Source organism: Candidatus Binatia bacterium, from assembly GCA_036504975.1.
Taxonomy (GTDB): domain Bacteria; phylum Desulfobacterota; class Binatia; order UBA9968; family UBA9968; genus JAJPJQ01.
The window spans coordinates 1-11957 of the sequence record DASXUF010000047.1 but is presented as its reverse complement, the minus strand read 5'-3'; the positions used below and the strand labels follow the sequence as shown (position 1 = coordinate 11957).

Here is an 11957-nt window from a genome sequence, read left to right as displayed (position 1 = left end):
CAGCCAGTTGGCGATGTGCTGGCTTGAAATCCGCAAGGTCGCGCGGTCTTCCATCAACGCCACGTCGTGGATGTTCGGCACCTTGGAGCAGCCGATGCCTTGGTCGACCCAGCGGACGACGTAGCCGAGAATTCCCTGCGCGTTGTTATCCAAGTCGCGCTGAATTTCTTCCGGCGCCAACTTACGGTCCAATAGCGGCGGCGTGAGAATATGGTCCAGGCTCGCGCGCCCTCGCTTCGCCAGCTCCGCCTGCCGCTTCGCGACATCCACATAATGATAATGTAGCGCATGCAAGGTCGCCGCCGTCGGCGACGGCACCCAGGCGGTGTTCGCGCCGGCTTGCGGATGGGCGATCTTTGTCTTCACCATCTCCGCCATCTCGTCCGGCGCCGTCCACATCCCTTTGCCGATCTGCGCTTTTCCCGGCAGACCGGTCTCGATGCCGATGTCCACGTTCCAATCTTCGTAAGCCTTGATCCACGGCTGTGCTTTGATCTCTTCCTTCGGCAGCATCGCGCCCAGCTCCATGCTGGTGTGGATCTCGTCGCCCGTGCGATCCAAAAAGCCGGTGTTGATGAACACCACGCGCTCCTTCGCCGCGCGGATGCATTCTTTTAAATTGACCGTCGTGCGCCGCTCTTCATCCATGATGCCGATCTTGAGCGAGTTTCGCTTCAAGCCGAGCGCCTTTTCCACGCGCTCGAAAAGCTCCACGGTCGCGGCGACTTCTTCCGGCCCGTGCTGCTTCGGCTTCACAATATAAACGCTTCCCGCTCTACTATTGGCGCCTTTATTTTTCCCCTTAAGATCATGCAGCGCGGCCAAAACCGTCACCGCCGCGTCGAGAAATCCCTCGGGAACTTCTTCGCCGTTGCTCGTCGTCACGGCGTCGGTGTACATGTGGATGCCGACGTTCCGCACGAGCAGCAAGCTTCTTCCCGGCAGCGTGAGCTTCCCTCCCGCCGGCGTCATAAAGGTTTTGTCAGGATTCAACGCGCGATTCAGGGGCCGGCCGTTTTTTTCGAAGGTCGCTTCGAGCGTGCCCTTCATGATGCCGCACCAGTGGCGATAGACGACGACTTTGTCGGCGGCGTCGACCGCGGCGACGGCGTCCTCGCAATCCTCGATCGTCGTGATCGCCGCTTCCAGCACCACGTCTTTCACGCCCGCCGGGTGCGTCTTGCCGATGGGATGACTGCGGTCGATCCGGATTTCGATGTGCGAATGATGGTTGCTGAGCAGCACGCTCGCCAGCTCGCCGTTTTTTTCCTGATACCCGGCGAATTTCCCCGGCTCCGCCAGGCCCACCGTGCCGCCATTCTTCAGCGTCGCGGCGAGCTGCTTCTTTCCCCCGGCATCCTTGAGAAAAAATCGCGTGACATCCGAAAAGCTTCCCCGCTCCAGGCCGATGACCTTGTCTAGAAACGCTTCCGTGTAGGCGATCACCTTGGCGCCGCGGCGGGGGTTATAACTTTCGCCCTTCTCGGCGCCGCCGTCTTCCGGAATCACGTTGGTGCCGTAGAGCGCGTCGTAAAGGCTACCCCAGCGCGCGTTCGCCGCGTTGAGCGCGTAGCGGGCGTTGTCGAGCGGCACGACCAACTGCGCGCCGGCAATCGCCGTTATCTCCGGATCGACGCCGGCGGTCGCCGCGTTAAAATCCTCGCCTTCCGGAACGAGGTAGCCGATCGCTTTCAGAAACGACTTGTACGCTTCGAGCTCGAACGGCCGGCCTTTGCGCGCGAGGTGCCAATCGTCGATCTGTTTTTGCAATTGGTGCCGCTTTTCGAGCAGCGCCCGGTTCTTCGGTCCCAGATCCCTCACGATCTCGCCGAGCGATCGCCAAAAGCCGTCGGCATCCACGCCCGTGCCCGGCGCGACCTCGTCGCGCACAAGACTATATAGTCCCTCATCGACTTTGAGACCGCCCACCGCAACTGTCTTCGCCATGGCTTTCTCCTCCCGGTGTGAATCATAGTGAGCGGGGAGGTCGATGGCAACAGGCCGGTGAAAGAGGCGTGAGGCGAAAGGCACTTTTTTTCGGTTTCTTTTTCGCATAAGATGCGCTCACGTCAAAAACGACTAGGCAGACAATCTCGTGAGCAACATCAAACGATTTGTTCTTTTAGTCATTCTCGTGTCCTCGGGGTCCGCTTGTAAATTCCAATTTCCGTATGTGGGGCGGGTGTTCGATTTCAGGCCGTCCGTTCAGAAAACTGCCGGTCCGATTCTTCCGTTGCACTGCGATTCGGCGGCCTGCCCGGAATGCAATCCGATTTCCTGCCCCGAACCCGCCATCCGCCCCGTCGCCTATGCCCTGGAGGCCAAACCGGCGCTAAAAACCGTCGCGACTCCTTCACCGGGAAAGACGCCGCCGGCGCGATCGCCCGGAGGGCCGCGGTTGTCGGCGCTGATCGCGCGCGACGAATTGGAAAAACTCTCCGTAAAGGCCGTCGTCTTTAACGCCCCCGAGCAAATGAACGCCGGCGTTCACGAGAAGGTCGAAGTGCGGATTGCGGAGAACCTGCCGGAAGATTTTCTCGTCAAGCTGAAGGAACTCGGGATCATGGGCGCGGACGAGATCGCCGCGAGGAGTTCCGTCACGGCGCGGCTTGTCGGCGACGGCTTCGAGATCCAACCGTTGGGCGATGACGAAAAAGCTGTGAGCGAGGAAGGATTGACCCCGTGGATGTGGGACGTGACCCCGGTACGGTCGGGAACGCAGCCGCTGTTGCTGTTGATGACGATCAATGTCAAGATTCCCGGCGGCGGCAACGAAACGAAAGAACTCCCCGTTTTCAGCAAGCCGGCGCAAGTCGCCGGCAGCCCGGCCTACGCGACGGTGAGGTTTCTGAGGGGCCGCTGGCCGTGGTTCGCCGGCGGATTTTTCACTCTGGGAGTCGCCGTCTGGTTCCTGCGGCGGCGGCGTGCTTAAGTTCCATTCCGTTTTCCATCCTCATGTTTTTCTTGGCGCAGATCGCGGTCTCTTTTAGTTATGAGTTACCTCGGTGAGGAATATCGAAAGGACGGGTAAGCCTTTGAACAAGCGCATGGCGACGGTTTTCGGCCTGGTTCTTCTGGCAGGCTTTCTGACCGCCGGGACGGCCCGCGCGGAGACGATCCATCTGGGCTACAGCGGCACGGGCGTCAGCGGCACGCTGCGCCGCGTGATCGAGCGAGAAAAACTGTGGCAAAAGCGCGGCCTCGACGTCAAGCCCATTTATTTCGGCAGCGGCAGCGTGATGTCGCAGGCGATGATCGCCGGCGACGTTATCGTCACCGATTCCGACGTGCCCGCCCAGCTCAGTCCAAAGGTGGCGGGCATCCTGGACGTAAGAGTGATCGCGGTCACGATCAACCGGCTCGAGCACTATCTCATCGTGCGCAGCAACATCAAGACGGCCGAGGATCTCAAAGGCAAGCGCATCGCGATCAGCCGCTTCGGTTCGGCGTCGGACGTGACGACGAGGCTGGCGCTGCGCTTCTTGAAGCTCAATCCCGAGAAGGACGTGGCGATTCTTCAGTCGGGCAACACGCCGACGCGAATCACGGCTCTGGTCGGCGGCCACGTGGAGGGAGCGCTGGTGAGTCCCGAGCAAGTCTATAAAGTGCTGGCTTCGAAGTGCTGCAGAGTGCTGGCGGATCTTTCGGAGCTGCCGTTGGATTACGCGCGATTCGGCATCGTCGCTCCCGTAGCGGTTCTGCAAACTCGGCGGGAGACCTTGCGAAAATTGCTGGAGTCCTACATCGACGGCATCCACGCCTTCAAAACCCGGCCGGAGGTGGCGCTCGCGGCGATGCGGCAGGAGGGGGTGGAGGATCCGCAAGCCGCCAAAGAAGTTTACGCCAGGCTTGCCGGCAGCCTGCGCGAATACCCGATACCCGAGTTGAAGGGCATCCAGGCGGCCTTGGATTCGATCGTCACTTCGAAAGAGAAGAATCCTCAGGCCAAGGACTTCATCGACACGAGCCTTCTCGAAGAGATCAAGAAGAGCGGCTACATCGACAAGCTGTATAAAAAATAGTTCCGGGTTTCGAGTTCCAGGTTCCGCGTCAAATTCAAAAGTTATGAAGACGCCATCGGTTCGCTGCCTTGCAGTCTTTTTACTTGCCGTCCTGATTCCGGTTTTTTCTGCCGACGTGCAGGAGAGAATCCGCATCACGTACGCGAACAATTCGCTCTCGTTTCTCGCCGCCTTCATCGCCAAGGACCGCGGCTTTTACTTAAGGAACGGCTTGAACGCCGAGCTGGTGCAGGCGCGTCCGGCGGTGAACATCGCCGCGCTCGTCAGCACCGACGCCGATTACGCCGAAGTATTCGGCTCGGCGATCCGCTCCGCGGCGCGAGGCGCCCCGGTGCGGGCGTTTTCCACCAGCATCAAAGCGCCGTTTTTCAGCCTGGTCGTGCATCCCTCGATCAAAAGCTTCAAGGATCTCAAGGGCCGCGTGATCGGCGTCACGAGCATCGGCGGCACCAATCAGATCAGCGGCCGGCTGATGCTGGAGCATTTCGGCGTCGATCCCGACCGCGACGTTAAATTTCTCGCGATCGGCGAGGAGAAATTCGTCGTCGAGGCGTTCAGGCTCCGCCGCGTGGACGCGATCCTGGTCGCGCCGCCGTTTTCGATTCTCATGAAGCGGGAAGGGTTCGCCGCGCTGGCGAACACGGCGGATGTCGTCTCGATTCCTCTCGCGGGTCTCTCCGCGACGGTGGACAAGATCAAGCAAAACCGCTCGCAGGTCAAGCGGGTTTTAAAATCCGAGATCGAGGCGCTGCGATCCTTGCGCGAGGACGCCGCCGGCTCTACCGAGATCATCCGCAAGCGCTTCGCGATGGACGAAACGATGGCGCGCGAATCCTACGCGGTGGTGGTGAATGCGTTCAGCCGGGACGGCCGCGTCGATCAGACGGGCGTGGAGAACCTGCTGGAAATCGAGCGCAAGGCGGGTCTTTCCAAGACCGTCACCGTGGAGCATGTTATAGACGCATCCATAGCGGAAGAGGTTCTTAAAGAAATGGGGCGCTAGGGGCAATTCTCGGGTTCCCCGGAAGGAGCGACCAGTATGAAACCATCGGTAACCGTTTTAGCCGTTCTCCTCGGTCTCGTTTTCCTAGGCGGCCTGGCTCGGGCCAACGACAATGACTCGGTCGAAAGAAGGCCCAAGTCGCCGAGCTACGAAGCCGGGCGCAAAGCGGTCGAAGCCAAGGACTTCAAATCCAGCGTGGCGCATCTCACCAAAGCCGCCCAGGAAACCCCGGACGACGCCGACGTGCACAATCTGCTCGGTTACAGCTACCGCAAGGTCGGCCAGTTCGACAAAGCCATGGAACACTATGGGCTGGCCCTGAAGCTCGATCGAAATCATCGCGGCGCCCACGAATATATAGGCGAGCTTTATCTCGAAACCAATCGGCCCGCCGAAGCCGAGAAACAATTGCAAGCGCTGAAAAAGGCGTGCCCGTGGTTCGGCAAGTGCGAAGAATACGAAGACTTGAAAGCAGCGATCGAAAAATACAAGACGGCGAAAAAATAATCTCCGCTGCGGAAAAATCCCGACGCGATGCGACGGATCGCGTCTGACCCCGAGCTCTTGCGCCGCAACGCGATTTCATCCAGCATGCCGTCGAGGTGACGGAACAACTTCCATCGCTCGTTTCCGCCATGACGGAGCCCGGCTTCTACCCGCACCGTCCTGCGAGTGTGGAGCTGAGGCAAACGCACATCTCGTACGTCTTTCTCGCCGGCGAGTACGTCTATAAGATCAAAAAGCCGGTTCGGTTCGCCTTCCTCGATTACTCCACCCTGGAAAAGCGCCGTCACTTCTGCCGCGAAGAGCTGCGGCTGAACCGCCGCCTCGCTCCGAGGATTTATCTCGCCGTCGTTCCCATCGCCAGAGACGGGAACCGCTTTGTGCCGGAGGACTCCGGATTGCCTGCCGTCGAGCACGCGGTCAAGATGCTGCGCTTGCCGGAAGAGCGGATGCTGGACCGGCTTGTGATCGAAAGGCGGGCCGGTAAAGAAGACATCGACGCCATTATCGAGAAGCTCGCGGCGTTTCATCGATCGGCCGACAGCTCTCGAGCCGCGCTGTACGGCGCGCCCGCGGCCGTCCGGCGGCGGATCGGTGAAAACTTCGAGGAGATTCGTCCATTCATCGGCCGGACGATCGGCGAGAAAATGTTTCATCGAATCCGGGACTACAGCCTGGGCTTTCTCGGCGCGCACGCCGGACTGCTCGCAGCGAGGGTTCGAGAGAGAAGAATCACGGAGGGGCACGGCGATCTTCGCGCCGAGCACATCTGCCTTATCGAGGATATTCCGATCTTCGATTGCATCGAGTTCAACGAGAGCTTCCGCACCGCAGACGCGGCGTCCGAGATCGGCTTTCTCGCCATGGATCTCGATTTTCTGAACGCCGGCGCGCTGTCCGAGCACCTTGCGGCAAAATACGCGGGGGCTGCGGAAGACGCCGCGCTCGCGAGCCTGTTGCCGTTCTATAAATGCTACCGCGCCTGTGTGCGAGGAAAGGTCGAGAGCCTCAAAGCCGAAGAAAAAGAAGTGCCAGAAACGGAGCGCGAGCGAGCGCTCACGGCCGCGCGCCGCTATTTCTTTCTCGCGCACCGGTATGCGCGCGGGCCTTCGCGAGCGGCGATGCTGATCGTTTGCGGTCTCGCGGGAAGCGGGAAGTCCACCGTCGCGCGCATGCTGGGCGATTTGACGGGATTCGAGATCCTAAGCTCGGACACGGTGCGTAAGGGGCTGGCCCGAATGCGGCCGACGGAACGCGCCGGGACGGGATACCGCGAAGGAATCTACAGCGCGTCCTTCACGCAACGCACCTACGAGACGCTCCTGGAAGAGGCGGAGAAACGCTTGCAAGCGGGAAAGGGCGTGATCATCGACGCGACCTTCGGCGACGTCGAGCAGCGCCGCCTTTTTGTGAATTCGGCCGCCGGCAAGGGGGTCCGGGTCGCTTTCATCGAGTGCCGGGCGGGAGAGGGGGAGATCTTTCGCCGTTTGCAAAAGAGGGAAGAAAGGAACGACGATGTATCCGATGCCACCCGGGAGGTCTATTTGCGGCAGCGAAAAGAGTTCATGCCGCTGATGGAAATTCCGGATCGATCCCACATTACGGTCAACACGGAAAATCGTCTCGGGGAGACGATCGAAGAATTCGTCGCGTCGCTTTAGTCGCCGGTTGCCTACCCGACAACCAGAACAAAGTCGAAATTCGCCGCCTTGCCCCCGGCCGAGTCGCGCACGGCCATCACGAGTTTAGGACTGAAGATCCCGTCCCTTTTGTTCTCCGGCTCGCCCGGAAAGTAAAGCTGCGTCGTGAGAACGGGACGGTTCGGCGCCTGCACTCGCACGTGAAAGTGGCGCGTCCGTCCGGGATAAAGTCCGGGAACAATCGTCTCCAAACGGTACTTGCCTGCGCCGTCGCTAAACTGGTGGCCGCGCAGCCGGTAACCGGAGTTGTCGTACGCTCCGCCCGCGTCCGCCTGCCAGAAGTCGAGGAGAGCGCGCTCGATCGGCTTGCATTTCGTCGAGCGGACAACGCCCTCTAGAACGATTTTCTCGCCCCGAACGGCGGGTTCGATGAGCGACTTGCGCTCGGGCGAGCGCGGTTTGTAGAAAGGCCCGGCGGTTTGCGGCGGCGTCACGTCATCGGCGTCGCTGCAAGCGGGCGTCGGCTCCAGCCCGCGCGTGGCGGCGAAGACCTCTAGATCGTCAATCGTTTCGGCGATGACGAGCGGCACGGCCGCCGCGGCAGCGAGAAACTCCCGCCGCGTCAGCTTGGAATCATTCTCCGTTATCATACTTTCAATTTTACACGCCGGCACTACCTTTACAACGACGATCCGGATGTAATAGTAAAGAAGCAGGTAAAAACACTGGGTCTGCTCCAAATGAAGGCGGTTCGCATACATCAATTCGGCTCCGAAGATGTTCTCCAACTGGGAGAAATCCCGACTCCGGCTCCGGGCGCGGGCGAAGTTCTCGTCAAGATCGAAGCGGCCTCGCTAAACCGCGCCGATATAGGACTCCGCCGCGGGACCTATCGCGTGGCGCCTGAAGATCTCCCCATCGTCCCTGGAAGAGAATTCGCGGGGCCCGTAGCCGCCTTGGGCGCGGGAGTGACGGATTTCCAGGCTGGGCAGCGCGTGGTCGCCTATCCCGGCAAGGGCGGCTACGCCGTGTACGGAGTCTCGAAAGCGTCTCTCGTCCGTCCCGTTCCCGGCGGCGTCGATTCCGCTGTCGCCGCTTCGCTTCCCACCGCCGGACTCACGGCCTGGTTCGCGCTCAAGGAAGACGGAAAAATAGACACCGGCGATCAAGTTCTCATTCAGGCCGGAAGCAGCGGCGTCGGCCATCTGGCGGTGCAAATTGCGCGGCATCTCGGCGCCGCGCGCGTATTCACGACCGCGGGCAGCGAAGCGAAATGCAGAAGACTCCGGGAATTGGGCGTCGACGAAGCGATCGACTACACGGCGAAGGATTTCGGCCGGGAAATTTCGCGACTCACCAGCGGGCGAGGGGTGGATATCGTCTTCGAAATGGTCGGGGGAGACGTTTACACGAAGAGCCTCTCAGTGCTGGCGCCCGGCGGGAGACTCGTATCGATCGGCGGCGCCGCCGGTCCGATTCCGGAAAAACCGCCGGCTTTGGAGGAAGGGCGCAAGGCGACCCGTTTCTCGATCACGAATTATTTGAACGCCCGTCCCGAGCAGTTCAAACAGCTCGATACATTGTTGGACCTCGCCCGGCAGAAAAAGCTCAAAGTCGTCATCGACCGCACGTTCCCGCTGGCGGAAGTCAAAGCAGCCCAGCGCTACCTCGAAGGGCGCGACCACTTCGGCAAAGTCGTCCTGGTCATGGGCTAGGAACAGGCAAGAGGCAACAGGCAACAGTTTTTTCTCCCCCTCATGCCTCATGTCTTACGCCTCACGCCTTTCTGTGTTCGACCATGAGACATCTGTCCTGCACCACCTGAATTCCGGCTTTCGCCAGCTTCTCCGCCGCTTCGTCGTTTCTTATTCCCGACTGAAACCAGACTGCCTTCGGTTTTTTCGCCAGTATGTCCGCCAGGTGACCGGGAACGTCGTGGGAGCGGCGGAAGACGTCGACGAGGTCGATCTCGCCGGGGATATCGATCAGACGGCGAAAGACTTTGTTGCCGAGAATTTCCCTCACGTCGGGATAATAGACCGGCACCGGAATCACCTCGAATCCGGCGGCGAGAAGATATTCTGGGACATAGAACGCCGGCTGCGAAACCTGTTTCTCGGTTTTGATGCCGAGGACTGCGACGCGTTTGGTCCCTAAGATCAACTTCCGAATCTCTTCGGAGCCGGTAATAAGGTTTTCCTTCCAATCCATGCCGTCATATTAGCAATTGATGGTTGCTTGGGCCAATCGGTTTGAAGTACAACTTGGAGGCGGCACAACAAGCCGTTTCGAGAAGGCCTGTACGGTCTGTAAATTTCAGTTTTTTAAGTCTCATCTTTGCCTTTCCAGGAGGGTGGACAGGCGGATTTCAGCTTTCATCCCTTCGACTGCGCTCAGGACATGCTTTCCGCTTTCATCTTTGTAGTTTAGGAGGTGTTCCATGCTTGAAGGAAAAGTAGTGGTCGTTACCGGCGGCGGCCAGGGCATTGGCCGCCATGCGGCGAAAACCTTTGTCGACGAGAAGGCGAAAGTCGTGATCGCCGACTTTGACAAAAAGCGGCTCGAAAAGACCGCGAGCGAGCTGAGCCGGGGTACCGAAACTCTGGGCGTCGAAGCCGATGTGCGGGACGAAGAGCAGGTGCGGAACATGGTAAAGCGCGCGATCGATCGCTTCGGCCGAATCGACGTTCTCGTCAACAACGCCGCGATCGTGCCGCATTTTGCCTGGGGCATCCCGCGCTGGCCGCGCATCGCCGATATGGACAAGGCTTTCTGGGAGCGCGTCATCCAAACGAACCTCGGCGGGACCTTTCTCTGTACGAAACACGTTCTCCCTCACATGGAGGCGAAAAAATCAGGGCACATCATCAATCTCTACGGCGGAGGCGGCGTCAAGCCTGCCGGCGCCTGCGCTTACATGGTAACCAAAGAGGCGATACGCACGTTCACGCGCTACGTCGCAGAGGAAGTGCGGGAGTCGAATGTTTGCGTCGTAATCTTTTCGCCGCGCGTTCCCATCGCCACGGAGAGTGCGCCGGAGGAGGCGCTCCGGCGTCTGCCCGGCCCGGAGATCTTAGGCAAGGGATTCGTGCTCGCGGCCGAGCTGCCGATGGACCAGAGCGGCCGGTCCTTCGCCCACGAAGACGGCAGGCTCGTGCCAGAGACTTGAGACGCGCTGCTCCTGGAATAATTCTTGTCAGCTTTTGCCAGATAAAGTACAATAGCGCCTAAGCCGGTTCTCCAGCCGGCTCGCAAGAACTCGTTCTATAAGGGAGGCGCGCAAGAGAATGTCAGGAAATAAATTTATCCGTTTGGGCATCGTTTTGTTGGCGGCCGTGTTTTTTCTCCAGGGTCTTGCTCCGGCCGCGGACGCGCAGGGCCGTCGCGGGCGGAAGACCGTCGAAGAGAAGGAAGCTCCGTACAGCGCGGCGGTTCTGATGGAGCCGAAAACGGGGCAAATTCTTTTCGAGCAGGACGGTCACAAGCCTTGGCCGCCGGCTTCGCTCACGAAAATGATGCTGATGCTGATCGTCATGGAAAAGGTCAAGCAGGGCTCGCTGGCCTTGACCGATCCCGTCGAGGTGTCGGCCCGCGCCAGCAAGATGGGCGGCTCTCAGGTCTATTTGAAGCAGGGGGAAAAGTTCACTCTCGAAGAAATGATGAAGGCGATCGCGATCCATTCCGCCAACGACGCGTCCGAGGCGGTGGCTGAAAAAATCGCGGGCGACGCCGACGCGTTCGTGGTGATCATGAACCAGCGCGCGCAGGAGCTCGGTCTCAAGGATACGAAGTATTACAACGCGCACGGCCTCCCGCCTGAAAGAGACCAGCAATCCGACGTGACCAGCGCGTACGATACGGCGCTCCTGGCGCGAGAGCTCGTCAAACATCCCGAAATCCTCAAATGGGCATCGACGGCGAAGGAGAGTTTCCGCGACGGAAGGTTCGTGCTGGAAAACACCAACCATCTCATCGGAAAATTTCCCGGCGCGGACGGTCTCAAGACCGGCTCCTATCACGAGGCCGGCTTCAATCTCGCGGCGACCGCCGAGCGCGACGGTCTGCGACTTATTTCGGTGACGCTCGGCTCGCCCACCAACAAGATTCGCTTCCGCGAGGCGGCGCGACTGCTCACGAGCGGCTTCGGCGAATACAAGATGGTGACGGTGATGAAGCCCGGCGAGACGGTCAAGCAGGAGGTCCGAATCAAAGGCGGCCAGATAAAATCGCTTCTCGCGGTCGTCGGCGCGCCGGCGCAGATCCTGGTCAAGCGGGCGGACGAGAAGGCGCTCAAGACGACCGTTCAGTTGAGCAGTCCCGTATGGGCGCCGCTCAAGAAGGGCGACAAGCTCGGCGAGCTGACGCTGATGCTCGGCGACAAGCCGGTCGGAAAATTCAATTTGATATCGAACCAGGATATTCAACAGTCCAATATCATCTGGCGTCTTTGGGACCGAGTGTTCTAGCACGCGCTGAAAAAACAGTTTTCGTGCTTCGAACGCTTTATTCCTGGGCGTCACTTCCTTCGTGTGCTTCTCCTTCGTGGTCAAAAAGTTTATCACCACGAATAGCACAGCGCGGCTACGCCGCAACCAAAGTAGAAACAAACATTTCACCACGAAGGTCACGAAGAGCACGAAGTTTAAGTTATCGCGCCAAGACGCCAAGCACGCAAAGAAATTCAGAAATCCCCTTTCATCCCCCTTTGACAAAGGGGGAAACAGGGGGATTTGAGGAGCGTTGGCGGACTTTGCGTCTTTGCGCGAGATGCCTTCTCCCTTCGTTTCT

The 11957-nt window shown here is 59.7% G+C and carries 11 protein-coding genes; 8 read left to right on the top strand and 3 right to left on the bottom strand.

Annotation, left to right across the window (positions count from 1 at the left end):
- Positions 1–1947, bottom strand: a 1947-nt coding sequence (locus VGL70_06055) for a malate synthase G (protein HEY3303082.1), incomplete at its 3' end; no start/stop codon positions are given.
- Between the two features lie 148 nt (positions 1948–2095).
- On the opposite strand from VGL70_06055, the gene VGL70_06050 reads away from it, so the two are divergent.
- The 5 genes from VGL70_06050 (at position 2096) to VGL70_06030 (ending at position 7190) form a co-directional block, all read left to right on the top strand.
- Positions 2096–2932: a hypothetical protein gene (locus tag VGL70_06050; GenBank protein ID HEY3303081.1), complete on the top strand. Its 837-nt coding sequence runs from the start codon at positions 2096–2098 to the stop codon at positions 2930–2932.
- Between the two features lie 73 nt (positions 2933–3005).
- Positions 3006–4022, top strand: a complete 1017-nt coding sequence (locus VGL70_06045; GenBank protein ID HEY3303080.1) for an ABC transporter substrate-binding protein — start codon at positions 3006–3008, stop codon at positions 4020–4022.
- A 43-nt stretch (positions 4023–4065) separates the two neighbouring features.
- The gene (locus VGL70_06040; GenBank protein HEY3303079.1) at positions 4066–5025 is read left to right on the top strand and encodes an ABC transporter substrate-binding protein; all 960 of its coding nucleotides are present in this window, start codon (positions 4066–4068) and stop codon (positions 5023–5025) included.
- A gap of 36 nt (positions 5026–5061) precedes the next feature.
- On the top strand, positions 5062–5532 hold the full coding sequence (locus tag VGL70_06035) for a tetratricopeptide repeat protein (GenBank protein ID HEY3303078.1): 471 nt from the start codon (positions 5062–5064) through the stop codon (positions 5530–5532).
- A gap of 95 nt (positions 5533–5627) precedes the next feature.
- A complete protein-coding gene (locus VGL70_06030; GenBank protein ID HEY3303077.1) occupies positions 5628–7190 on the top strand; it encodes an AAA family ATPase in 1563 nt (520 codons plus the stop codon).
- An 11-nt stretch (positions 7191–7201) separates the two neighbouring features.
- Here VGL70_06030 and VGL70_06025 read toward each other — a convergent pair whose 3' ends face one another.
- Positions 7202–7930: an intradiol ring-cleavage dioxygenase gene (locus VGL70_06025; GenBank protein ID HEY3303076.1), complete on the bottom strand. Its 729-nt coding sequence runs from the start codon at positions 7928–7930 to the stop codon at positions 7202–7204.
- Between VGL70_06025 and VGL70_06020 the strand changes: the two genes are divergently transcribed.
- The gene (locus tag VGL70_06020) at positions 7910–8884 is read left to right on the top strand and encodes a zinc-binding dehydrogenase (protein HEY3303075.1); all 975 of its coding nucleotides are present in this window, start codon (positions 7910–7912) and stop codon (positions 8882–8884) included. The two genes, VGL70_06025 and VGL70_06020, sit on opposite strands and share 21 nt — an antisense overlap.
- A 61-nt stretch (positions 8885–8945) precedes the next feature.
- Here VGL70_06020 and VGL70_06015 read toward each other — a convergent pair whose 3' ends face one another.
- On the bottom strand, positions 8946–9380 hold the full coding sequence (locus VGL70_06015; protein ID HEY3303074.1) for a CoA-binding protein: 435 nt from the start codon (positions 9378–9380) through the stop codon (positions 8946–8948).
- Between the two features lie 229 nt (positions 9381–9609).
- Here VGL70_06015 and VGL70_06010 point away from each other — a divergent pair, with 229 nt between their 5' ends.
- Positions 9610–10338, top strand: coding sequence for an SDR family oxidoreductase (locus tag VGL70_06010; GenBank protein HEY3303073.1), 729 nt, complete (start codon positions 9610–9612; stop codon positions 10336–10338).
- Between the two features lie 118 nt (positions 10339–10456).
- Complete coding sequence (locus VGL70_06005) at positions 10457–11635, top strand: D-alanyl-D-alanine carboxypeptidase family protein (protein ID HEY3303072.1); 1179 nt, start codon at positions 10457–10459, stop codon at positions 11633–11635.
- Positions 11636–11957 lie beyond the last annotated feature (322 nt).